We start from the raw sequence: 24,578 nt of genomic DNA, 5'->3' as shown, positions 1-24,578 counted from the left end.
ACTGTGAGTGTGTAGCCCTTTAATTATGATGAAAGAGGTGTTTTGATGGAATTGTACAAAGGCGGAAAAGTAGACGCTAAAATTAATGAACAGGGCGTTAATTTAGGTAATATCAACATTAATTTGTATACAATGGATAACTCAACTTCTGTTATTGATATTTACTTAAAAAAGAAAAATCTGTTTAGCGAAGATACTAACTATATTCCTATCAATTTAAATCAAACAACATTCAAACCAACATTACATTTATTCACTCAAGACGGTTCTATATTCTCTAATGAGCCACTAGAGGTTATTAAAGCCGAAGATGGTCACGTTAGATATTTAGTATCTGATTACGTTACGCGTCATGTAGGACAAGTCCAATGTAAGCTATTTTTAGTAGATAAAAACAACACAGATGATAGCTCACATGTAGCTGATTTCTTCTTTGCTATTAATGACAGTGGCTTAACACAAGCCGTTGGGAAAGAGATACATGTTGATTTATTAGACGGTATTGTTGAAAAGATAATGAAATCTAATATCGATATGTTTAAAGGCGAAAAAGGAGAAAAAGGCGAACCGGGCAAAGATGGTAAAGACGGTAAAAATGGTATTGATGGCGTTAATGGTATTGACGGTAAACAAGGACCAGCAGGGCCACCTGGTACAGATGGTGTTGACGGTAAATCATTTACTTATGAGGATTTCACACAAGAACAACTTGCTAAACTAATGCCTAAATTACCGGATTTCTCTAAATGGCAAAAATACAAATTAACTAATGATGATGGCACTTTAACACCTCAAAAAGATTTAGATATAAGCGCAATATATAAGTCCGGTAATTACTATTTCACTTCATGTATAAATGGTCCATTTGGTTACACTGGTATAGGTACAGTGATTGCGAATTTTTATTCTAACCTACCAGATAATCCAAATAGTAGCTATGGATCAATCATTTTTATAACTTCAACTAATGATGTATATACAAGATTCAGACAAGGAACAACATGGACGTTATGGCAAAAATTAAATGCTAATTTCAGTGACACTGGTTGGCAAAATTTAACTTTGGCAAATGGCGTAACTGCTTATAGTTCTTCTAGTTTACCGAAATATCGCTTTATTAATGATAGAGGAATGCTTGAATTATCAATCATGGGGGCAGTTAAGAATATAAAAGCTACAAAAACAGTTATCGCGACTTTACCTACTAACGTAGTATCACAACTAAATAGAGATGTACCTTTCCTTCAAAATAGCTCAGCTAAGAACAGTTTAGCTACAACAGCAAGATGGTTTATAAAGAAAGATGGCACTATAGCATTAGACTTTGTGAGTTTTCAGCCTTCAGATATGGCTGAAACTGACTGGTACCCAATCGATATTACTATCAGATTATAGGAGGTAAAAGATGGACGCTAAAACTGTATATTTATCAAACGGAAAACCGTTTTTAGTAATGAAAAATAATGAGAATGAATTCATTTATCCCGACGCAAAATATACCGAAATAGAACCACCTAAAGACTTATATTTCACTGAAGAATACCCACTAAGTTTTAACTTTGATACAAATGAGTGGCATGGTTTATCTGAATTGGAATATTTTGATTTGAAAGCAAGAGAAGAACAACCACAAACCCCTAACGAAACAGATGTGAAAGTATCTAAATTGCAATTACAGTTATCAATGGCAAGTATCGAAAATTCAAAACTTGCGAGTGAATTGCAAGTCAACAAAGAAAAGACAGATAAGCTAGAACAAAACGTCGCAGCATTGTTATTAAAAATGACTGAATTAGAAAAGGTGGCTAAAGTAAATGAATAGATTTAAATATCCAACTTACGAAGATGTTAAATACTTTTATGACAAAGGTTGCTACACTGACGAAGAAATTTTAATTTATTACGAATGCGAAGTTATTACAGCTGAAGAATTTACAAAGCTAACAGGAAAAAACGTAAACGAATTCGAACCAATCTATAACATTTAGTTGTAGGTTGGTTTTTTTAGGAGGTTACACATGATCAGTAACGTATTAAATCTAAACCAATCAAGTGACGGTAATCGTATCAAACAGGGCGACCTATCACATATGACATACATCTTAACTGACGCTAATAGTGACGATTTAAACCTTAACGACTTACCTGCAAAAGTTTACTTAACTGATTCGACAGGTGTCAAATATATCTACGATACGACAGTTAAGCAATCAGACAATGCCTATGTATGCGATGTAGTGATTAATCAAATCATACCTGCAGGGACTTATACCTTAGAAATTTGGGTCGACAATCGCTATGTTTTTCCATCTGATAGTAAAACGAAGATACAAGTGACTGAAAGTGTCATTGGTCGTCAGATAATTAATGTAGAAACGCATAATTTGTGGGATGACATTTTAGCATATGGCCTAAAAAACGGCATGATTAAACAAGACAGTGGTTCTGACTTCGTTATAGGTAATCAACCACCTACTGATAAAAATAAAATTTGGATAGATACGGGAGTGACTAAATAATGGCAGGTATGACAAATGGCGTTTTAAAATTTTATGATGAGAAAACGCAAAATTGGGTCGTAGTTGAAACGGAGCCAATCGCAGAGAAAGTTGTAGAAATTATGCGTGATGATTGGTTAGAACACAAAGGTCAATTGGATTGTTGGTTGTTAAAATATACAACAGAAGATGACCCAAATTTGCCAGAACCAATCTATGTAGAACTATTCGTAGATAGTGAATCAGTTAAAAACTATGACAGAGATATACTAGAATATTATTTCAAAGACTATATCAATGCATTACCTAACAAAAAATATTTTAAGCTGAATGAAATGATTGATTATTTTAAAAACACATTATTTTTTGAATTGCCTCTTCAATTTAAATTAAATATTGATTTAGTACTAGAAAGTGGCGAGTTCAATTTTCCAGAAATAAATAGTATTACGAACAACGTTGATATTGTATATACGCTAGCAAATCAAGAAAAAGGCACGCTAACTGCTAGTTACATCTATAACGGTCATGCAATTCCGGAAAAACAATTCACTTACAAAGCTAACCTTTAAGGTTGGCTTTTTATTTTACTCAAAAGGAGATAATCAAATGACTGCAGATAAATTAAAACAATACATTGGATTATTTGGTGGTATGTTAGGGGCTTTATACCTTGCATTAAAAGCAAATGGAATCGAAGTTCCTTTTTTAATGCCAGATAAATTAGACGCATGGCAAAACTTCGCTACGTCAATAGTACCTTTTGTAATTGCGATATATGGCGTCTATAAAAACACATATGTTATTCACTCGCATTCAAAAGCACAAGAAGAATACTTAAAAGAAAATAATTTAAAATAGGAGTGTTATCAATGGCTACAGAGAATTGGAAAGGTGTTAAAGTAAGATATCAATTACTAACAAAAGGAACGCGCCGATATGGCGAAACAATGGATGGTGGAAAACCACAATTCATCGTTGCACATGATACTGGTAATATTAATACAACTGCTCAATCGAATGTGACCTATTATGAAAACACTTATAATATACCTTGGAATAACGTAGCTAGTGCTCATATATTCGTTGACGATAAAGAATGTATCATTTGTATACCAACAACAGAGAAAGCTTGGCATGTACTCTATGACGCCCCTACAGATAACATTTGGTACAACAAAGACGCTAACGATGTAGCGATAGGTGTTGAAATATGTTATTTCAGTGATAGAGAACGTAGTAGAAAAGCGTTAGACAATGGTGCTAGAGTATTAGCATATCTTTCAGAGTATTGGCATATTGATTACAAAACTAGAATGCCAGGACATCAAGATATTCAAGCAGATAAACAAGATCCAGGCAATGCATTAGAGGCGTCGGGATATGGCAGAAATACATCAAATCTTGATAAGTTAGTCGCTAAATACTACAAACAAAATGTAAAGGTTAAAGCTACACCAGTGAAAGTAGAAAAAGGTGCGACATCATTTACACGTGATGAATTCGTAAAATGGTTAAAATCTACAGAAGGTAAGCAATACGATTATGACTTGTACGCAGCTTTTCAATGTGTCGATTACGCAAATGTAGGTTGGGATAAATTATTTGATCATGAACTTAAAGGTAATGGAGCGAAAGACATTCCTTTTAATGCTTATAATAAAGATAAGTTTAAAAATGAGGCTACAGTATATAAAAACACACCTAGTTTTTTAGCTAAACCAGGCGATTTAGTCGTTTGGGGAGAACAAATGGGCGATGGTTGGGGTCATGTAGCTTGGGTCGTTGAGGCTACACTTGACTACATCGTTGTATTTGAGCAAAATTGGCTCGGTGGTGGTTGGACAAGTGGACCAATCAATAATGGAACTGGTTGGGAAACGGTCACACGTCGTAAACACGAATACGACACACAAATGTGGTTTGTACGTCCCAAATTTAGTAACAAGAAAGCAGAATCTAAATTACTCAAGAAATCAAAAGAGAAAAAGAAAGAAAAGCAGATCACATGGAATTGGAAAGGCAGATTTACTACTAATACAACAATCAAAGTAAGACGTAGTCCAAGCTTGAAAGGTTCTGTAGTTCCAAGTTCTGATTGGTTATTATCAAATCAATGGGTAGACTTTGTCAGCATTACAAAAAAAGATGGCTATTGGTGGGCGAAATTCAAATATCCTACTAATCCATCATCAGGTTATTTCTACTGTGCATTATGTAAGATAACGGATAAGCAAGAAAGAATTAAAAAAGAGAAGTATTGGGGTTCCATTAAGTGGAAATAATATGTTACATTATATACATGGATTTCAATCCAGTTTAGTTATAAGATGTTTTAGATAGTTACTTTTTTCTCTATTCAGAGGTAGTCGTGGGGACTACCTCTTTTTTTGTGTAAAAAATAGTAATGTGGTTTCGTTAAGTGGAAATAATATGTTAAGCTATTTATGGATTTCAATCCAGTTTAGTTATAAGATATTTTATATTCATATTTTTTCTCTTTTTAGGGCAGCCCTTTCGGCTGTCCTATTTTTTTGTTAAAATGTAAATGGGTACCAACAAGTCCTTTGGATTTCGCTTGGGAGACACTGGCAAGGGGTAGTCCTAGTGACTGCCCTGTTTTTTTGTGTTATGATGTACATTACATGCTATAAAATTATCAATGCTGTTTTAAATTCATGAATTGTTATGTTCCTAATAACCACCTATGCATGTCACTGGGTGGTATTATTATGTTACAATATGAGAACATGCATCAAAATTATGAAACGACAGAAATTTCAAAAACTGAAAAATCCATCTAACCGTCTATGCATGCCACTGGACGGTTTTTTTATTTGACTTTATATAAAACAATGTGTATTATTATTGTTAGAAAGAGATGTGTATGTTTGCTGACAATTAATGTATAAATTGATACGTTATTATCAGTTTTTGTAGGGCGGTCTTAAAGATCGTCCTCTTTTTATTTTAATAAACTTTTTAATTAGAGAGACTAAGAATAATCATTACATAGTATTATCCATTACACATGATATTGGTGTGTTATTTTCTACTAGATTTTTAGTAATTTACTAGCTTTGTGACTGACATGAATGTCACTCGCAAATATGGTATAATAAAATAGAAATTGCGGTACATATTTGAGGAGTGTACTTGAGGTAACTGTTGCGACGGTTGCCTTATTTTTATGTGAAAACATCTAATAAATTTACAAAAAGCATAAAAAGTAGTATATAATAAAATTAAAGGAGGGAGATCATTATGCCAAAACTAATTAAAATATTAAAACAAGCATATTTGATTTCTGGGGATTTGAATGCGGAAATAGGCAAAGAAAAAATTCGTCGCCATAGAGAATTTATAGAATCTAAAACAGACTCAGTAGAACTTAATAATGATTGGTATGTTATAGGTGAAGATATTAATAAATCAATGACTAATTTCAGTAAAAGAGAATTGATGTATAATGGAAGATAATAAAATAGAAGAAGTGACGCACGAAGAAGACGCAGAAGTATTAAAAAGATTGGTGGATGAAGCTGATCCAGAAGAACGCGAAGTCATTATGCGTAAGCTATCTATAACTAAAAGTGGGCCATTGCCGGATGCTAAGGAATTCAACGAGTACGAGAAAGCTTTACCTGGTGCAGGTGATAGAATTTTAAAAATGGCTGAAAACGAACAAGAAAATCGAATTGAACTAACAAAAAGCGAACAAGAAAAATATTATGAAAGTAACGATAAGTTAACAATTATCGGAGTTATTTGTAGTACAATAGTTTCCGCGTTTGGCATTACAGGTTCAGTAATTTTAGGTATTGTAGGCCAACCTTGGGCTTCAGGTATAATTGGAACGCTATCATTGGGTAGTATAGTTGCTAACATATTAAAGGCAACCTCTCATAAGTCTGAATAAGCAATCGTATCTTAACTGGTACGGTTATTTTTATGCTATAATATACTTAACGATAACGCCTTGCATTAAAATTAAGATACTATATTCTACTAGCCACGTTCTTTATGAGCGTGGCTTTTTATTCTTAAAAATGTTAGCATTGTTATTGGAACTACTTAGTTCCACCTTCCAAAAATAGATCTTTCTAATATTTTGTCCGCGTTCTTTATTGAGGGCGGATTTTTTTAGGGACTCGGGTCCCTAAAAAGTCCCTAAAAATTGGTTTTATATGGTGTGTTATTAATAGACAAAATAAAAAGAACCCCGTCGTTATGGGATTCTTAATTTTAAAAAGTGTTTAATTTTTGGTTATTAGCGTCCTGGGAGGGATTCGAACCCCCGACCGATGGCTTAGAAGGCCATTGCTCTATCCAGCTGAGCTACCAGGACATTTTTTTTAACACAAGAATTATTATAGCTAAATAATCAGTAATTAGCAATAGCTATGTTATAAAAAATGTTTATATTTTTCACTATAGTAGTGTTATTAAACAGAAAATCAACTTAATGATCGTTAAGTTTAAGGTTCAAGGACTATTAAATTGAATGCAATTCAGTTTAGTGTGCCTAACTGTTCAATTTTGTAAGCGATTTTACAGTTTTGAGTTCTAATTGTCTAATTAAGAACAAATCTCCAAATAATTGCGTACAAGTTATATAGTATAGATAACAAAACGATAGATAAACAACACGACATCAATGACAACAGTTTTTGAAAGTAACTTTTGAACAATAAATATTAAGGAGTGTTTATCGTGGAAGGTTTATTCAAAGCAATTAAAGATACTGTTGAAGCTGGCGTTAATAACGACGGCGCAAAATTAGGCACAAGCATCGTAGGTATTGTAGAAAACGGTGTAGGTGTGTTAAGTAAATTATTCGGATTTTAATTATAAAAATATCTAAATAAAGGGAGTTTTGAATTATGACAAAATTAGCAGAAGCAATCGCAAACACAGTACAAGCGGCACAAGGACATGACGGCGCAAAATTAGGCACAAGCATTGTAAGCATCGTAGAAAACGGTGTAAGTGTATTAGGTAAATTATTCGGATTCTAAGTCGAAATCAAAAAACTAAAAAAATCATAAACAATAAAGGAGAATATATATTATGACAAAATTAGCAGAAGCAATCGCAAACACAGTTCAAGCAGCACAAGGACATGACGGCGCGAAATTAGGGACAAGCATTGTAAGCATCGTAGAAAACGGTGTAAGTGTATTAGGTAAATTATTCGGATTCTAAGTCGAAATCAAAAAACTAAAAAAATCATAAACAATAAAGGAGAATATATATTATGACAAAATTAGCAGAAGCAATCGCAAACACAGTTCAAGCAGCACAAGGACATGACGGCGCGAAATTAGGGACAAGCATTGTAAGCATCGTAGAAAACGGTGTAAGTGTATTAGGTAAATTATTCGGATTCTAAGTCGAAATCAAAAAACTAAAAAAATCATAAACAATAAAGGAGAATATATATTATGACAAAATTAGCAGAAGCAATCGCAAATACAGTACAAGCAGCACAAGGACATGACGGCGCGAAATTAGGCACAAGCATTGTGAGCATCGTAGAAAACGGTGTAAGTGTATTAGGTAAATTATTCGGATTCTAAGTCGAAATCAAAAACTAAAAAAATCATAAACAATAAAGGAGAATATATATTATGACAAAATTAGCAGAAGCAATCGCAAATACAGTACAAGCGGCACAAGGACATGACGGCGCAAAATTAGGCACAAGCATTGTAAGTATCGTAGAAAACGGTGTAGGTGTATTAAGTAAATTATTCGGGTTCTAATTAATTTAACTATCATTGACCAGGGCAAGCGCTCTGGTCTTTTTTATGTTTAATAAGCAATGTTATGTGAATTTTGTTATTGTATATAGAGAATATGTGAAACAAGGGAGATATCAATGAGATACCAAACAATATTATTAGACTTTGATGATACGATAGTTGATTTTTATGATGCAGAAGAAAAAGCATTTTACAATATGGCTAAACATTTTGATCACTATCCAACAAAAGATGATTTTTATCATTTTAGAGAGGTGAACCAATCACACTGGGAAGCATTTCAAAAAAATAAGTTAACTAAAGAAGAAGTATTAACACAAAGATTTGTAAACTATTTTAAAAATTATCAAATAGAGGTAGACGGTAAACTAGCTGATCATTTGTTTAGAGATGAATTAGCTAAAGCGACACCAAAATTCTTTGACGATACTTTAGAAACGATAGAAGATTTAAGAAAAAATCATAATATATACATCGTAACGAATGGTGTGACAGAAACTCAACAACGTCGTATAGCCCAAACAACATTTAACGAAACATTAAATGGTATTTATATTTCAGAACAAACAGGTTTTCAAAAGCCGATGCCAGAGTTTTTCGATTACATATTTAAAGAAATTGGTGAACAATACAGAGAAAACGCAATAATAGTTGGTGATTCATTAACATCAGATATTTTAGGTGGCTATAATGCACAAATAGCAACATGTTGGTTTAACTTAAGAGATAAAGAAAATCAAACATCGATTCAACCTGATTATGAAATTAAATCACTTAAAGAATTAATTAATATTGTTGAATAGATATAAGTAAATTGTAGGAAATAAGTTTGATTAAAAAGGCACGAAGATGATTCAATATAAAATCATCTTCGTGCCTTAAGTTTAAAATAAATATTCTAATATATATTTATTTGTTTCTTTACGGTTGCCAAATTAAAACATCGTGGCCTTCAGGATTCTTGGCATTAACGTCTGTGAAACCTTGATTTTCAAAATATGATTTTGAGTTATTTCTAGCAATGGCTTTAATAGGAAGATTAAATGATTTCGCAAAATCGATTAATTGTTTAGAATAGCCTCTGTTTTGGTATTTTTCTAATACTTCTAACTTCCATAGTAATAGATAATCATCACAATCTGGGAAGTAAGATTCTTCTACTTCTCCTTTATTCAATAAGGCCATTCGTGCAGCTAATTTATCACCAACAAATATGCCGTAAAATGGCGAATCAGAACTTGCGTCAATCATTTGTCCATTAAATTCTTCAACCATATAAAGATCTTTATTACCAAATTCTCTGAAGTCTTCAAATAACTCATCAGTTTTGTAGTTAATTTCTAATCTTTTTACGTCACTCATCATCTTGTCCCCCTTTATATCTTTCTTATATTATACCTTAAACTATATGTTCTTTTCATTGATTTATACTTTATACCAAAAATGAAATGTTAAATATCATGCATTGATATTTAATGAAAATTAAGTTAATCAAACATTTTATAAGCCGTAAAATTGTCAGAAGTGAGTATAGTCTTTATACTATATTAGGAATAGTGATACTTAAGGAGAAAAACAATGGACTGTAAAATAGTAAAATTAAACAATGATGATCAGTTTATTTCCAAAATAATAAATAGTGATGACAAGCTCATGCAATTTTACCAATTTGATGCGATGTCAAAAGATAATTACAAAATAAAAATGGATGCATCTCCAAATGGTAGAGAAAAAAAGCTTGCTGAAGTGATTCAATCTTATATGAAAGATTTAACAATGACAGATCAACAAGAAGCACATATTACATCATTAGCTAATGGTGCTAAAGTAGTCATTGGGGGGCAACAAGCTGGTTTATTTGGTGGTCCTTTATATACAATCCATAAAATATTTTCACTCATTACTTTGAGTCAACAATTGACGAAAGCGTATCAGCAGACGGTAGTGCCAGTTTTCTGGATTGCAGGAGAAGATCATGATTTTGATGAAGTGAATCATACTTATGCATTTAACTCACAAGATGCACAATTGCATAAAATTAAATACCACACAATGACACCACCGGAAAGTAATGTTTCGCGTTTTAATTCAGACAAATCCCAAATGATTGAAGTATTAAACGATTATTTTAGGCAGTTAAGAGAGACTGAACATAGTAAAGACATATATCAAATGTGCATCAATATCATTGAAAATTATTCTAATTGGACAGATATGTTTAAAGTGCTATTACATGAAATATTTAAGGATTATGGTGTCCTATTCATTGATGCACAAAATAACGCATTAAGACAATTAGAAAAACCACTTTTAAAAGAAATGATATTAAAACATCAAGATATTGATGATGCATTTAGAAATAATCAACATCAGACTATAGAAAACGGTTTTTCACAAATGATACAAACTGATACCAATGTTCATTTGTTTTTACATGAAGATGGCATGCGCCAATTATTAACATATCGAGATGGTGTATTTCAGTTAAGTAAGTCGACACAAACATATAGTCAACAACAATTGTTGGATATTTTAGAGCGTGAGCCGGAAAGATTTTCAAACAATGTAGTAACTCGACCAATAATGGAAGAATGGTTATTTAATACAGTGGCATTTATTGGTGGTCCTAGTGAAATTAAATACTGGGCAGAACTACATGATGTATTTCAGCTCTTAAATGTAGAGATGCCAATTGTATTACCTAGATTGCGAATCACGTATTTATATCATCGAACACAGAAATTATTGAATCAGTACAATCTGCAATTGGAGCATGTCATTGAAAATGGAATTGAAGAAGATAAACAGAAATTTATTCGAGAGCAAGCCTCAGAAACATTCCTAAATGAAATTGAACAGATGAAACACCAACAGGAGAAGTTATATCAATCCTTATTTAATGAAGTAAAAGGTAACACGAATAATGAAAATCTAGTAACTAAAAATAACGAGATTCATCAAAGACAATATGATTATTTAAAAAAACGTTACTTATTAAATATTGAACGTGAAAATGATATTAGCATGAGACAATTTAGAGAAATTAACAATCATCTCCATGTAATGGGAGGATTACAAGAGAGAATATGGAATCCACTTCAAATTATGAATGATTTTGGGAAAGATGTGTTCAACCCCTCCACCTATCCACCACTTTCTTACACTTTTGATCATATTATTATAAAAGACTGATATAACAGGGATTAAGCCCGCTTTATCTAAATGATAAGGCGGGTATTTTTTTATAAAATCAAATATTTTGAACTATTTTTACATAATTAGTGGAGGATAGTGGGGAGATGTGGTAAATTATAGATAAGGTGAGGTGAGAAAAAATGTTCATGGGAGAATACGATCATCAATTAGATACAAAAGGACGTATGATTATACCGTCCAAGTTTCGTTATGACTTAAATGAACGTTTTATTATCACCCGAGGCCTTGATAAGTGTTTATTCGGCTATACTTTAGAAGAATGGCAACAGATTGAAGAGAAGATGAAAACCTTACCTATGACGAAAAAAGACGCACGTAAATTTATGCGTATGTTCTTCTCTGGTGCTGTTGAAGTAGAGTTAGATAAACAAGGGCGTATTAATATTCCTCAAAATTTAAGGAAGTACGCTAACCTAAATAAGGAATGTACAGTAATAGGTGTTTCAAATCGTATAGAGATTTGGGACAGAGAAACTTGGAATGATTTCTATGAAGAATCAGAAGATAGTTTCGAAGATATTGCTGAAGATTTAATAGATTTTGATTTTTAAATTGGAGGTATGACAGTGTTTCATCATATAAGCGTAATGTTAAACGAAACCATTGATTATCTAAATATAAAGGAAGATGGTGTGTATGTTGACTGTACGTTAGGTGGAGCAGGACATGCCCTATATTTACTAAATCAATTAAGTGATGAAGGTAGACTTATTGCAATAGATCAAGATTTAACTGCAATAGAAAATGCTAAAGATGTTCTAAAAGAACACTTACATAAAGTCACTTTTATACACAGTAATTTTAGAGAATTAACACAAATATTAAATGAATTAAACATTGAAAAAGTTGATGGTATTTACTATGACTTGGGTGTCTCAAGCCCTCAATTAGATGTACCAGAAAGAGGTTTTAGTTATCATCACGATGCGAAATTAGATATGCGTATGGATCAAACACAATCATTGTCCGCTTATGAAGTGGTAAATGAATGGCCATATGAAGCATTGGTAAAAATTTTCTATCGTTATGGTGAAGAAAAGTTCTCTAAGCAAATCGCAAGAAGAATTGAAGCTAATAGAGAAAAACAACCTATAGAAACAACATTAGAATTAGTAGAAGTTATCAAAGAAGGTATTCCAGCTAAAGCACGAAGAAAAGGTGGGCATCCTGCTAAAAGAGTGTTCCAAGCAATTCGAATTGCAGTTAATGACGAATTATCTGCATTTGAAGATTCAATTGAACAAGCAATTGAATTAGTGAAAGTTAACGGGCGTATATCTGTTATCACTTTCCATTCATTAGAGGATAGGTTATGTAAGCAGATGTTTCAAGAGTATGAAAAAGGACCTGACGTACCTAGAGGGTTACCAGTGATTCCAGAAGCATATACTCCGAAATTAAAACGCGTTAATCGAAAACCTATCACAGCAACAGATGAAGATTTAGACGACAATAACCGAGCACGAAGTGCGAAACTACGTATTGCAGAAATATTAAAATAAGGAGTAATTCAACATGGCTGTAGAAAAAGTTTATCAACCATATGATAATGCAACACAAACCAGTGTTCCAAAAAGACAACCGCAAACCTCTCCACAAAAGCAAACCGTTAAACGTAAAGTTGTCGTTCAACTTACGAAATTTGAGAAGATTTTATACATAACACTAGTCTCTGTTATTGCTATGATTAGTATTTATATGCTATCTTTAAAAATGGATGCGTATGATACGCGAGGAAAAATTGCAGATTTAGATCATAAAATTGAACAACAATCTAGCGAAAACAGCGCCTTAAAATCTGAAATTAAGAAAAATTCTTCATACGAACGCATTTACGACAAGGCTAAGAAGCAAGGGATGAGCCTCGAGAACGATAATGTAAAGGTAGTGCGTAATAATGGCGAAACGAAAAATTAAAATTAAAAAAAATAAAATAGGGGCAGTCCTACTAGTTGGTTTATTCGGACTGCTCTTTTTTATATTGGTTTTAAGGTTTTCATACATAATGATTACTGGACACTCGAATGGTCAAGATTTAATTATGAAAGCCAACCAGAAGTATTTAGTGAATAACTCAGAGCAACCAGAACGCGGTAAAATCTATGATAGAAACGGTAAAGTCTTAGCCGAAGATGTTGAGAGGTATAAAGTTGTAGCAGTTGTCGACAAAAAGGCAAGTGAAAATAGTAAGAAACCACGACATGTTGTAGATAAAAAGAAAACAGCCAAAGAATTATCAAAAATAATTGATATGAAGCCTGATGAAATTGAAAAAAGATTAAATCAGAAAAAGGCCTTCCAAGTTGAATTTGGACAAAAAGGTACTAATTTAACATATCAAGATAAAGAGAAATTAGAAAAGAAAAATTTACCAGGTATTACCTTATATCCTGAGACAGAAAGATTTTATCCTAATGGTAACTTTGCATCTCATTTAATAGGTATAGCACAAAAGAATCCAGATACTGGTGAATTAAATGGCGCTATGGGTGTTGAAAAAATATTCAATAGTTACTTAAACGGTACTAAAGGATCACTCAAATACATTCACGATATTTGGGGGTACATTGCTCCAAATACGAAATCTGAGAAACAACCTAAACGTGGTGATGATGTTCATTTAACTATTGATTCAAATATTCAAGTGTTTGTAGAAGAAGCGTTAGACGGTATGGTTGAACATTACAATCCTAAAGATGTTTTTGCGGTTGTTATGGATGCCAAAACTGGTGAAATTTTAGCATTTAGTCAACGACCTACATTCAACCCAGAAACAGGTAAAGATTTTGGTAAAAAATGGGCGAATGACTTATACCAAAACACATATGAACCTGGTTCGACATTCAAATCATATGGATTAGCAGCAGCAATCCAAGAAGGTAAGTTCAAACCAAACGAAAAATATGAATCAGGACATAGAGATATTATGGGATCACGTATCTCCGACTGGAATAAAACAGGTTGGGGTAAAATTTCTGAAACGCTAGGATTCACATATTCTTCAAATACATTAATGATGCACCTACAAGATGAAGTAGGTACAGATAAAATGAAATCTTGGTATGAACGTTTTGGATTCGGTAAATCTACTAATGGTATGTTTGATGGAGAAGCTACTGGGCACATTGCTTGGGAAAATGCATTACAACAAAAAACATCTGCATTTGGTCAATCAACGACAGTGACACCAGTGCAAATGATTCAAGCACAATCAGCATTCTTCAATAATGGAAACATGTTGAAACCATGGTTTGTAAGTAGTATCGATAATCCTATTTCGAAAAAGAATTTCTATAAAGGTGAAAAATCTTATGCAGGCAAACCAATCACTAAAGATACTGCTAGCAAAGTTGAAACAGAATTAGATAAGGTAGTTAATAGTGAAGATAGTCACGCTAAAAACTATCGTGTGGATGGTTATGATATCGAAGGTAAAACTGGTACTGCTCAAGTAGCGGATTCAGAAGGCGGCGGTTACGTTAAAGGTGAAAATCCATACTTTGTAAGCTTTATCGGTGATGCACCTAAGAAAAATCCTAAGGTTATTGTTTATGCAGGTATGAGCTTAGCACAAAAAAATGACCAGGAAGCTTATGAAATGGGTGTAAGTAAAGCCTTTAAACCAATTATGGAAAACACTTTGAAATATTTAAACGTTGGTAAATCTAAAGACAATGCTTCGAAAAACGACTTTAGCAAAGTACCTAATGTAGAAGGACAATCGATTGACAAAGCTAAAGATAGTATTAACGCTAAGTCGCTTAAACCAGTTGTCATTGGTAATGGTAAAAAAGTTAAATCACAATCAGTAGACGCGGATACTAAAGCTTTACCAAATAGTAAAGTATTATTAGTAACAGATGGAGATTTGACTATGCCTGATATGAAAGGTTGGACTAAAGAAGATGTCTTAGCCTTCCAAGAGTTAACTAACATCAAAGTTAAAACGACTGGAAGCGGATTTGTTTCAAAACAATCAGTGACACAAGGTCAAAATCTTAAAAAATCGGACAACATTGAAGTGACACTTTCAGCTGAGTCAACTGACGGTACAACAGATGAAAGTAATAAACAAACACTAGAAAAATCTAGTGATAAGAAAGATAAATCTAAATCTAAGAAGAAAGATTCAAGCTCAAGTTAAGACAACACAGATATTAAACAAGTGAGGAAGAGATTGGGATTAACTTTATCCCGCTCTCTTTCTTAATATATTGTGATTTAACATATAAAAACTGAACCAAAACTGATAAAATATTATAGGTTATAGATTAACGATACATATAATAATGTATGTAAATTGACGGATAAAAGAAAAGGAGATCATTATGATTTTTGTATATGCGATGTTATCGCTTCTAATAACTTTTGTACTTGTACCCATACTTATTCCAACATTAAAAAGAATGAAATTTGGACAAAGCATTCGTGAAGAAGGACCACAAAGTCACATGAAGAAAACGGGGACACCGACTATGGGTGGCTTAACATTCTTAATTAGCATCATTATTACTTCAGTAGTTGCAATTATTTTTGTAGATCACTCAAATCCCATCATTTTATTATTATTTGTGACACTTGGATTTGGTTTGATTGGTTTTATCGATGATTACATTATTGTAGTTAAAAAGAACAATCAAGGTTTAACTAGTAAACAGAAATTTCTAGCTCAAATTCTTATTGCAGTTATATTTTTTGTACTAAGTAATGTGTTTAACTTAGTTAACTTCTCAACAACATTACATATTCCATTTACTGACGCTGGCATCCCACTTTCATTTGCCTATGTCATTTTTATCATTTTTTGGCAAGTTGGATTTTCAAACGCAGTAAATTTAACAGATGGACTTGATGGTTTAGCTACAGGACTATCAATTATTGGCTTTGCGATGTACGCTATCATGAGTTTTGTATTAGATGCACCTGCTATTGGTATATTCTGTATTATCATGGTATTTGCTTTATTAGGGTTCTTACCATATAACTTAAATCCTGCTAAAGTATTTATGGGAGATACTGGTAGCTTAGCACTTGGTGGTATTTTTGCTACAATTTCAATAATGTTAAATCAAGAATTATCACTTGTATTTATTGGTTTCGTATTTGTAGTAGAAACATTATCAGTTATGTTACAAGTTGCATCTTATAAATTAACTAAAAAACGTATTTTCAAAATGAGTCCTATTCATCACCATTTCGAATTATGTGGTTGGAATGAATGGAAAGTTGTAACTGTATTTTGGTCAGTCGGTTTAATTACAGGTCTAATTGGCTTATGGATTGGAGTGCACTAAGATGCTAAATTACACAGGATTAGAAAATAAAGATGTATTAGTTGTAGGATTAGCAAAAAGTGGATATGAAGCAGCAAAATTATTAAGTAAATTAGGTGCGAAGGTAACAGTTAATGATGGTAAAGACTTATCCCAAGATGCACATGCAAAAGATCTAGAGGCAATGGGTATAAAAGTCGTTAGTGGTTCACATCCTATTACATTACTAGATAATGATCCAATTGTTATTAAAAACCCAGGCATTCCTTATACTGTGTCAATCATTGATGAAGCAGTAAAAAGAGGTTTGAAAGTATTAACTGAAGTAGAATTAAGTTACCTTATTTCAGAAGCACCTATTATTGCAGTTACAGGAACAAACGGTAAAACAACTGTAACTTCATTGATAGGGGATATGTTTAAAAACAGTAGACTGACAGGTAGATTGTCAGGGAATATTGGCTATGTCGCTTCGAAAGTAGCACAAGAAGTAAGTTCTAAAGAGTATTTAATTACTGAATTATCTTCATTCCAATTACTCGGTATAGAACAATATAAACCACATATCGCAATTATCACTAACATATATTCAGCACATCTAGATTATCATGAGTCTCTTGAAAATTATCAAAATGCTAAAAAACAAATATACAAAAATCAAACTGAAGATGATTATTTAATTTGTAATTATCATCAACGTCATCTAATTGAATCAGAAAATTTAAAAGCTAAAACATTATATTTCTCAACACAACAAGTTGTTGATGGCATTTATATTAAAGATGGCTTCATAGAATATAAAGGCGTACGTATTATTAGTGTAGAAGATTTAGTTTTACCAGGAGAACACAATTTAGAAAATATTTTAGCTGCAGTGTTAGCAGCTATTCTTGCTGGTGTACCAATCAAAGCGATTGCAGATAGTTTAACTACATTCTCAGGTATTGAACATAGATTACAATATATCGGTACTAATAGAACAAATAAATACTATAATGACTCCAAAGCTACTAATACCTTAGCTACTCAATTCGCACTTAATTCATTTAATCAACCAATTATTTGGCTATGTGGTGGATTGGACAGAGGTAATGAATTTGATGAGTTAATACCATATATGAAAAATGTCAGAGTGATGGTCGTATTTGGTGAAACACAAGAAAAATTTGCCAAGTTAGGTAATAGTCAAGGTAAATATGTCATTAAGGCTACAGATGTGCAAGATGCTGTAGATAAAATTCAAGATGTCATTGAACCTAACGATGTTGTATTATTATCTCCTGCATGTGCAAGTTGGGATCAATACAACACATTCGAAGAACGTGGTGAGAAATTCATAGAAAGTTTCCGTGCACACTTGCCATCATACTAAAAGGGCGTGAAATCATATGGACGGTAAAACAAATAAAAATAACCATAACAAGCAAACGAATCATGACGATAATCAAAGCGATGATTTAAGTATGTTCCGTAGAAGTAACGACTTTAGAACAAGAAAAAGGAAGAAGTTTAAAGATAAAGTTGACGATGAGCAATCATTTTCATCGAGTTATGATGACAACGACAAAGAGAAAACAAATAGCGACGACAATGTAATGGATTCTAATCATTATGAGGATCATCAGACTTATCAAAATGAATCTGATGACCCAACTCATACGTATTCGGAATCTAGACAAACTTCTCAAGAATTAGAACACCAATATTCAGATGATTATTATGAAACTGAAAGTGACATAGAGAAGAATGGATCATCTGATGATTTAGGCGAAACATCACATAAGACAAATAAAACTACTAAAAATAGAGATAAAAAGTCTAAAGAGAATTGGTTTCAAAAGTTAACAAGAAAGACAAAGTCAACAGATAAGAAAGATGAAACTGATTATAAACAACAGGATTATGATAGTAAGGTGACACAATTTAATTCACCTACATTAGAAGAAAAAAGAGCGCAACGTAGACAACGACAAAAGAGAATTCAATACACAGTAATAACAGTACTGGTTTTATTAATCGTAGTATTTTTACTTTATATGTTTACACCATTAAGTAAAATATCTAATGTGAAAATTGAAGGGAATCATAATGTAAGCAAAAATCAGATTAACAAAGCATTAGATGTAAAGCCAAGTTCACGTATGTATACTTTTAGTAAAAGTAAAGCAAAGAGCAATTTGAAGGAAAAAGCATTAATTAAAGATGTTAAAATAACAAAAGTAATACCTAATACATTAGATGTAAATGTAACTGAATATCAGGTCGTTGGTTTAGAGAAATCAAAAGACAACTATGTACCTGTGTTAGAAGATGGTAAAGAATTAAAAGATTATGACGGCGAAATTGCACATGACGTTCCTATTATCGATGGTTTCAAAGAAGATAAAAAAGAAAAGATGATACAAGCGTTATCTGAAATGTCACCTAAAGCTAGAAATTTAATTGCGGAAATAAGTTATGCGCCAGATAAGAATAAACAAAATAGAATTAAAATCTTCACAAAAGATAATATCCAGGTGATTGGTGACATTACGACAATTGCAGATAAAATGAAGTATTATCCTCAAATGTCAGAATCATTATCTCGAAGTGATTCTGGTGACTTAAAAACAGATGGATACATCGATCTTTCAGTTGGTGCATCGTTCATACCATATAAAAATAGTACAGGTGCACAATCAGAATCTGAACAAAGTGTATCGCAAACATCACAAAAAGAAACAGATGCAAAAGAAGAACTTCAGAGTGTGTTAAATAAAATTAATAAAGATTCAAAAGAAAATAATTAAAAAATTTTGATATTAGTATGTGTTTATAGTTCACAAGCTTATCAACGTATTGTAAACTAAACATAGTGTATTTTAATAGTAACTTGTCAGGAGGTGCCTATCTATGGAGGAACATTACTATGTAAGCATAGATATTGGTTCATCAAGTGTTAAAACAATAGTAGGCGAAAAATTTCACAATGGAATAAATGTGATAGGTACAGGACAAACCTATACAAGCGGTATAAAAAATGGTTTAATTGATGACTTTGATATTGCTAGACAAGCAGTCAAGGATACAATTAAAAAGGCTTCTATCGCTTCAGGGGTAGACATCAAAGAAGTATTCTTAAAATTACCTATCATTGGAACTGAAGTGTATGATGAATCAAATGAAATAGAATTTTATGAAGATACTGAAATTAACGGAACGCATATTGAATCTGTACTAGAGGGTATTAGAGATAAAAATGATGTTCCTGAAACAGAAGTGATTAACGTTTTCCCTATTCGATTTGTTGTAGATAAGGAAAATGAAGTATCAGATCCAAAAGAATTAATCGCAAGACATTCACTTAAAGTGGATGCAGGCGTTATTGCTATTCAAAAATCAATTTTAATTAATATGATTAAATGTGTTGAATCATGTGGTGTAGATGTATTAGATGTATATTCTGATGCATATAACTACGGATCAATTTTATCAGCAACTGAGAAAGAACTTGGTGCATGTGTGATTGATATCGGTGAAGATTTAACACAAATTGCCTTCTACGAACGTGGCGAATTAGTAGATGCTGATTCAATTGAAATGGCTGGTCGTGATATTACTGATGATGTAGCACAAGGTTTAAATACATCATATGACACAGCTGAAAAAATAAAACATCAATATGGTCATGCATTTTATGATTCAGCTTCAAGTCAAGATGTATTCACAGTAGATCAAATTGATAGTGATGAACATGTTCAGTATACTCAAAAAGATTTAAGCGACTTTATTGAAGCGAGAGTTGAAGATATATTCTTCGAAGTGTTTGATGTTTTACAAGAATTAGGTTTAACAAAAGTTAATGGTGGTTTTGTTGTAACAGGTGGATCAGCTAATTTATTAGGTGTAAGAGAATTATTACAAGATATGGTTAGTGAAAAAGTGAGAATTCACACACCTTCACAAATGGGAATCAGAAAACCAGAATTTTCATCTGCGATTTCTACTATTTCTAGTAGTATCACTTTTGATGAGTTATTAGATTATGTTACAATTAATTATCATGATAATGAGGAATTTGAAGAGGAAGTTATCGAATCTGATGAAAGAGAAACTGACTCTAAATCAAGCGGTTTCGATTGGTTCAAACGCAAATCGAACAAAAAAGATGTTTATGAGGATGAGCCTGAACCACCTCATGAAGAATATGACGACCGCGAAACTCATCTAGAAGAAGATCATCATAATGCTCAAGGTAAAGACAAAGAAGAAGGTAAATTTAAAAAACTCATGAAATCTTTATTTGAATGATTATTGGCCATTAAAACTAGGAGGAAATTTAAATGTTAGAATTTGAACAAGGATTTAATCATTTAGCGACTTTAAAAGTCATCGGTGTAGGTGGCGGCGGTAACAACGCTGTAAATCGTATGATTGACCACGGAATGAATAATGTAGAATTTATCGCTATTAATACGGATGGACAAGCTTTAAACTTATCTAAAGCTGAATCAAAAATCCAAATTGGTGAAAAATTAACTCGTGGATTAGGTGCTGGTGCTAACCCAGAAATCGGCAAAAAAGCTGCTGAAGAATCACGTGAACAAATTGAAGATGCAATCCAAGGTGCAGATATGGTATTCGTAACTGCAGGTATGGGTGGCGGTACTGGTACTGGTGCTGCTCCTGTAGTAGCTAAGATTGCTAAAGAAATGGGAGCGTTAACAGTTGGTGTTGTTACTCGTCCATTTGGTTTCGAAGGACGTAAACGTCAAACACAAGCTGCTGCCGGCGTTGAATCAATGAAAGCTGCTGTAGATACATTAATCGTTATTCCAAACGACCGTTTATTAGATATCGTAGACAAATCAACACCTATGATGGAAGCATTTAAAGAAGCTGACAACGTATTACGTCAAGGTGTACAAGGTATCTCTGATTTAATCGCAGTATCTGGTGAAGTTAACTTAGACTTTGCTGACGTTAAGACAATCATGTCTAACCAAGGTTCAGCATTAATGGGTATTGGTGTTTCTTCTGGAGAAAATAGAGCAGTTGAAGCAGCTAAAAAAGCAATTTCTTCACCATTACTTGAAACTTCTATTGTTGGTGCTCAAGGTGTGCTTATGAATATTACTGGTGGCGAATCACTTTCATTATTCGAAGCACAAGAAGCTGCGGATATCGTACAAGATGCTGCAGATGAAGATGTAAATATGATCTTCGGTACAGTAATCAATCCAGAATTACAAGATGAAATTGTAGTAACAGTAATCGCTACTGGATTTGAAGACAAACCATCATCTCAAGGTCGTAAAGCTTCTAGTACTGGATTTGGTTCAAGTGTAAATAGTACTTCATCAACTTCTTCAGTTGGTAAAGAAGAATCAATTAGCAGTTCTGCATCAAGTTCATCATCTGATAGTGTGACTGAAAGAAACCATACGACTAAAGACGATGATATTCCAAGTTTCATCAGAAATAGAGAAGAAAGACGTTCAAGAAGAACTAGACGTTAATCTTATCTTAACCATTATACTTAAAGTCATCAGAATTGTTTCTGATGACTTTTTAATTTATTTGAATAATGGTTTATAACTAGGTGTTGGAGAATAATTTAATTATTTTTAAAATAATTAGTTTCAAGAATAGAAATAATAGTTTTAATTTAAATACGATTAAGAATGCTATATAATAGTTCTATAAAACATATATAGACACTTTTATCGTAATTAATGAAAATTCATACTTAAGGTTGTGAAATAGTTGACTGAAAAATTTATAAAACAAAATCATTTTTTAGCATATAAAGACGATAAAATGGCACATACTACCCTTGGTTTTACTACACGTGAGGGTGGCTTAAGTATGTATCCTGAAAAATCATTTAATATGGCTAGATATGTTGATGATCGACAAGACAACATTACACAACATCAAACCATTTTAGCTAATATGATAGGTTTCCCACGAAGTGAATGGGTTTTTCCAATTCAAACACATGAGAATAAAGTTGCTAAAATAACATCAGAGGATAAAGGTGTAAATATTGATGCTATTACGAATCGTTTACATGGTATAGATGGATTGTATACATATGAACCGAATATTTTATTAACAATGTGTTACGCAGATTGTGTACCCGTTTATTTCTATAGCGAGAAGCATCATTATGTTGGACTGGCACATGCAGGTTGGCGTGGCACTTATGGAGAAATCGTTAAAGAAATGGTTCGACATATAGATTTTGATGTTACTGACTTAAATGTAGTAATTGGGCCAGCTACATCCAATTCATATGAGATTAATGATGATATTAAAATGAAATTTGAAACGCTAGATATTGATACAACTCAATTTATAGAAACACGTGATACTGATAGACACGGTATTGATTTGAAAAAGGCCAACTCACTTTTATTACAAAGTGTAGGTGTACCTGAAAGTAATATTTATATTACTGATTATGCTACATCTGAAAACCTGGATTATTTCTTTTCTTATAGAGTAGAAAAAGGACAAACTGGACGAATGTTAGCATTTATAGGAAGAAAGTAAGGTGATTCATAATGCGCGAAGTGAAAGATAATCTCGCACAAATCAATTTAGAAATCAATGAGCATAGAGAAAAAAGTAACATTTCTACAGAGCCTAACGTGATTGCAGTAACAAAGTATGTTACAATAGAGCGAGCTAAAGAAGCTTATCAAGCTGGAATTCGACATTTTGGAGAAAATCGACTTGAAGGGTTCAAAGAGAAAAAAGAAGCATTACCCGATGATGCTGTGCTACATTTTATCGGTTCTTTGCAATCTAGAAAGGTTAAAGATGTCATCAATGATGTTGATTATTTTCATGCTTTAGATAGAATGAGTTTAGCTAAAGAAATTAATAAGCGTGCCGAGCATAAAATATCTTGTTTCTTACAAGTAAATGTTTCAGGTGAATCATCTAAACATGGGATTAGTTTAGATGAAGTTAATGCTTTTATTGAAGAAATTAAACAATTTGAAAATATAAAAATAGTCGGTTTAATGACGATGGCACCGTATACGGACGATAATGCGTATATACAGTCATTATTTAGAAAATTACGAACAAAAAGAGATGAAATTAAAAAACTCAATTTAGAATATGCACCATGTGAAGAATTGTCGATGGGTATGAGTAATGACTATCCAATAGCAATTGAAGAAGGTGCAACATTTGTGAGAATTGGGACTAAACTTGTAGGAGAATAGGAGTGAGCCCCTTGGCTTTAAAAGATTTATTTAATGGATTTTTTGTTGTTGAAGATGAAGAAGAAGTAGAAGTACCAGAGGAACGTGAACCTGAGCGTGATCGTAAATCAGAACGTGAAGTTGAATCGCCAAAAGAACCAATGCAACAACCTGCCGCATCAAAAACAAGTGCGATTAAATCTGTACCTCAAAAAAGTACAACAAGATATAATACAACTTCTGAAGAAAGGAATTATCGTATGAGTAATAATTCTAAATCGAATACAAGAAATGTTGTAACAATGAATAATAATGTTCAATCAACTAATGCTACACAAGAAAGTTCAAAAATGTGTTTATTTGAACCTCGTGTTTTCTCAGATACGCAAGATATCGCTGATGAATTAAAAAATCGTCGTGCGACATTAGTTAACTTACAACGAATCGACAAAGTTTCTGCAAAGCGTATCATTGATTTCTTAAGTGGTACTGTATATGCCATTGGTGGCGATATCCAACGTGTAGGTACTGATATTTTCTTATGTACACCTGATAACGTCGAAGTTGCTGGTAGTATTACAGATCATATTGAAAACATGGAGCAACATTACGAATAAGGAGCTAACG

The 24,578-nt window shown here is 32.7% G+C and carries 30 protein-coding genes and 1 tRNA gene; 29 read left to right on the top strand and 2 right to left on the bottom strand.

Going from position 1 to position 24,578, the window contains the following annotated elements; all coding sequences use genetic code 11:
• Positions 1 to 45 precede the first annotated feature (45 nt).
• From LPC11_RS08190 to LPC11_RS08145, 9 genes are all read left to right on the top strand, one after another.
• A complete protein-coding gene (locus LPC11_RS08190; RefSeq protein WP_058709623.1) occupies positions 46 to 1,395 on the top strand; it encodes a BppU family phage baseplate upper protein in 1,350 nt (449 codons plus the stop codon).
• A gap of 10 nt (positions 1,396 to 1,405) precedes the next feature.
• The gene (locus LPC11_RS08185; RefSeq protein ID WP_058709624.1) at positions 1,406 to 1,822 is read left to right on the top strand and encodes a hypothetical protein; all 417 of its coding nucleotides are present in this window, start codon (positions 1,406 to 1,408) and stop codon (positions 1,820 to 1,822) included.
• Positions 1,815 to 1,988, top strand: coding sequence for an XkdX family protein (locus LPC11_RS08180; RefSeq protein WP_019236240.1), 174 nt, complete (start codon positions 1,815 to 1,817; stop codon positions 1,986 to 1,988). Before LPC11_RS08185 ends, LPC11_RS08180 begins: the two co-directional genes overlap by 8 nt.
• A gap of 30 nt (positions 1,989 to 2,018) precedes the next feature.
• Positions 2,019 to 2,519, top strand: a complete 501-nt coding sequence (locus LPC11_RS08175) for a hypothetical protein (protein ID WP_058709625.1) — start codon at positions 2,019 to 2,021, stop codon at positions 2,517 to 2,519.
• A complete protein-coding gene (locus tag LPC11_RS08170; protein ID WP_231307212.1) occupies positions 2,519 to 3,070 on the top strand; it encodes a hypothetical protein in 552 nt (183 codons plus the stop codon). Before LPC11_RS08175 ends, LPC11_RS08170 begins: the two co-directional genes overlap by 1 nt.
• A 37-nt stretch (positions 3,071 to 3,107) precedes the next feature.
• Entirely contained in the window at positions 3,108 to 3,359 is a 252-nt protein-coding gene (locus tag LPC11_RS08165) for a phage holin (RefSeq protein ID WP_058709627.1), read from the top strand.
• Positions 3,360 to 3,370: 11 nt separating this feature from the next.
• Positions 3,371 to 4,783 carry an N-acetylmuramoyl-L-alanine amidase gene (locus LPC11_RS12570; protein ID WP_058709628.1) on the top strand — a complete coding sequence of 471 codons (1,413 nt, stop codon included), beginning with the start codon at positions 3,371 to 3,373 and terminating at the stop codon, positions 4,781 to 4,783.
• A 979-nt stretch (positions 4,784 to 5,762) separates the two neighbouring features.
• Positions 5,763 to 5,978 carry a hypothetical protein gene (locus LPC11_RS08150; protein ID WP_058709629.1) on the top strand — a complete coding sequence of 72 codons (216 nt, stop codon included), beginning with the start codon at positions 5,763 to 5,765 and terminating at the stop codon, positions 5,976 to 5,978.
• Positions 5,968 to 6,417, top strand: a complete 450-nt coding sequence (locus tag LPC11_RS08145) for a DUF2335 domain-containing protein (RefSeq protein WP_058709630.1) — start codon at positions 5,968 to 5,970, stop codon at positions 6,415 to 6,417. Before LPC11_RS08150 ends, LPC11_RS08145 begins: the two co-directional genes overlap by 11 nt.
• Before the next feature lie 355 nt (positions 6,418 to 6,772).
• On the opposite strand, the gene LPC11_RS08140 is transcribed toward LPC11_RS08145, so the two are convergent.
• Positions 6,773 to 6,846, bottom strand: a tRNA-Arg gene (locus LPC11_RS08140).
• 365 nt (positions 6,847 to 7,211) lie between these two features.
• Here LPC11_RS08140 and LPC11_RS08135 point away from each other — a divergent pair.
• The 7 genes from LPC11_RS08135 (at position 7,212) to LPC11_RS08105 (ending at position 9,066) form a co-directional block, all read left to right on the top strand.
• A complete protein-coding gene (locus tag LPC11_RS08135) occupies positions 7,212 to 7,346 on the top strand; it encodes a beta-class phenol-soluble modulin (RefSeq protein ID WP_017637181.1) in 135 nt (44 codons plus the stop codon).
• A gap of 35 nt (positions 7,347 to 7,381) precedes the next feature.
• Positions 7,382 to 7,516, top strand: a complete 135-nt coding sequence (locus LPC11_RS08130; RefSeq protein WP_002450638.1) for a beta-class phenol-soluble modulin — start codon at positions 7,382 to 7,384, stop codon at positions 7,514 to 7,516.
• Between the two features lie 52 nt (positions 7,517 to 7,568).
• Positions 7,569 to 7,703, top strand: coding sequence for a beta-class phenol-soluble modulin (locus tag LPC11_RS08125; RefSeq protein WP_002450638.1), 135 nt, complete (start codon positions 7,569 to 7,571; stop codon positions 7,701 to 7,703).
• Positions 7,704 to 7,755: 52 nt separating this feature from the next.
• Positions 7,756 to 7,890 (top strand): beta-class phenol-soluble modulin, encoded by a 135-nt coding sequence (locus tag LPC11_RS08120; protein ID WP_002450638.1) that lies wholly within the window; start codon positions 7,756 to 7,758, stop codon positions 7,888 to 7,890.
• 52 nt (positions 7,891 to 7,942) lie between these two features.
• On the top strand, positions 7,943 to 8,077 hold the full coding sequence (locus LPC11_RS08115; RefSeq protein ID WP_002450638.1) for a beta-class phenol-soluble modulin: 135 nt from the start codon (positions 7,943 to 7,945) through the stop codon (positions 8,075 to 8,077).
• Between the two features lie 51 nt (positions 8,078 to 8,128).
• A complete protein-coding gene (locus tag LPC11_RS08110) occupies positions 8,129 to 8,263 on the top strand; it encodes a beta-class phenol-soluble modulin (protein WP_002466004.1) in 135 nt (44 codons plus the stop codon).
• 116 nt (positions 8,264 to 8,379) lie between these two features.
• Positions 8,380 to 9,066 (top strand): YjjG family noncanonical pyrimidine nucleotidase, encoded by a 687-nt coding sequence (locus tag LPC11_RS08105; protein ID WP_023375118.1) that lies wholly within the window; start codon positions 8,380 to 8,382, stop codon positions 9,064 to 9,066.
• 118 nt (positions 9,067 to 9,184) lie between these two features.
• Here the strand turns inward: LPC11_RS08105 and LPC11_RS08100 are convergent, their stop codons facing one another.
• Positions 9,185 to 9,625, bottom strand: coding sequence for an N-acetyltransferase (locus tag LPC11_RS08100; protein WP_015365103.1), 441 nt, complete (start codon positions 9,623 to 9,625; stop codon positions 9,185 to 9,187).
• Between the two features lie 216 nt (positions 9,626 to 9,841).
• Here LPC11_RS08100 and bshC point away from each other — a divergent pair, with 216 nt between their 5' ends.
• From bshC to LPC11_RS08035, 13 genes are all read left to right on the top strand, one after another.
• Entirely contained in the window at positions 9,842 to 11,455 is a 1,614-nt protein-coding gene (gene bshC / locus LPC11_RS08095; RefSeq protein ID WP_023375119.1) for a bacillithiol biosynthesis cysteine-adding enzyme BshC, read from the top strand.
• 143 nt (positions 11,456 to 11,598) lie between these two features.
• Positions 11,599 to 12,030, top strand: a complete 432-nt coding sequence (gene mraZ / locus LPC11_RS08090) for a division/cell wall cluster transcriptional repressor MraZ (protein ID WP_002450633.1) — start codon at positions 11,599 to 11,601, stop codon at positions 12,028 to 12,030.
• Between the two features lie 15 nt (positions 12,031 to 12,045).
• Positions 12,046 to 12,981 (top strand): 16S rRNA (cytosine(1402)-N(4))-methyltransferase RsmH, encoded by a 936-nt coding sequence (gene rsmH, locus LPC11_RS08085; RefSeq protein ID WP_002450632.1) that lies wholly within the window; start codon positions 12,046 to 12,048, stop codon positions 12,979 to 12,981.
• Between the two features lie 13 nt (positions 12,982 to 12,994).
• Positions 12,995 to 13,396, top strand: coding sequence for a cell division protein FtsL (ftsL, locus tag LPC11_RS08080; protein WP_002450631.1), 402 nt, complete (start codon positions 12,995 to 12,997; stop codon positions 13,394 to 13,396).
• Positions 13,377 to 15,623 (top strand): penicillin-binding protein, encoded by a 2,247-nt coding sequence (locus LPC11_RS08075; RefSeq protein WP_231307211.1) that lies wholly within the window; start codon positions 13,377 to 13,379, stop codon positions 15,621 to 15,623. Before ftsL ends, LPC11_RS08075 begins: the two co-directional genes overlap by 20 nt.
• 184 nt (positions 15,624 to 15,807) lie before the next feature.
• Positions 15,808 to 16,773 (top strand): phospho-N-acetylmuramoyl-pentapeptide-transferase, encoded by a 966-nt coding sequence (mraY, locus tag LPC11_RS08070; RefSeq protein ID WP_002450629.1) that lies wholly within the window; start codon positions 15,808 to 15,810, stop codon positions 16,771 to 16,773.
• A 1-nt stretch (position 16,774) separates the two neighbouring features.
• Positions 16,775 to 18,124, top strand: coding sequence for a UDP-N-acetylmuramoyl-L-alanine--D-glutamate ligase (gene murD, locus LPC11_RS08065; RefSeq protein ID WP_023375122.1), 1,350 nt, complete (start codon positions 16,775 to 16,777; stop codon positions 18,122 to 18,124).
• A gap of 16 nt (positions 18,125 to 18,140) precedes the next feature.
• Complete coding sequence (locus tag LPC11_RS08060) at positions 18,141 to 19,541, top strand: cell division protein FtsQ/DivIB (RefSeq protein WP_023375123.1); 1,401 nt, start codon at positions 18,141 to 18,143, stop codon at positions 19,539 to 19,541.
• Positions 19,542 to 19,644: 103 nt separating this feature from the next.
• Positions 19,645 to 21,042 (top strand): cell division protein FtsA, encoded by a 1,398-nt coding sequence (ftsA, locus tag LPC11_RS08055; protein WP_023375124.1) that lies wholly within the window; start codon positions 19,645 to 19,647, stop codon positions 21,040 to 21,042.
• Between the two features lie 32 nt (positions 21,043 to 21,074).
• A complete protein-coding gene (gene ftsZ / locus LPC11_RS08050; protein WP_023375125.1) occupies positions 21,075 to 22,250 on the top strand; it encodes a cell division protein FtsZ in 1,176 nt (391 codons plus the stop codon).
• A 247-nt stretch (positions 22,251 to 22,497) separates the two neighbouring features.
• On the top strand, positions 22,498 to 23,289 hold the full coding sequence (gene pgeF / locus LPC11_RS08045) for a peptidoglycan editing factor PgeF (RefSeq protein WP_231307210.1): 792 nt from the start codon (positions 22,498 to 22,500) through the stop codon (positions 23,287 to 23,289).
• 20 nt (positions 23,290 to 23,309) lie between these two features.
• A complete protein-coding gene (locus LPC11_RS08040) occupies positions 23,310 to 23,972 on the top strand; it encodes a YggS family pyridoxal phosphate-dependent enzyme (protein ID WP_164967151.1) in 663 nt (220 codons plus the stop codon).
• 2 nt (positions 23,973 to 23,974) lie between these two features.
• A complete protein-coding gene (locus LPC11_RS08035) occupies positions 23,975 to 24,568 on the top strand; it encodes a cell division protein SepF (protein ID WP_023375128.1) in 594 nt (197 codons plus the stop codon).
• The last annotated feature ends 10 nt before the right edge of the window (positions 24,569 to 24,578 follow it).

This window comes from Staphylococcus sp. HL28, from assembly GCF_021117155.1.
Lineage (GTDB): Bacteria > Bacillota > Bacilli > Staphylococcales > Staphylococcaceae > Staphylococcus > Staphylococcus warneri.
This window is presented reverse-complemented; position numbering and strand designations above follow the sequence as displayed.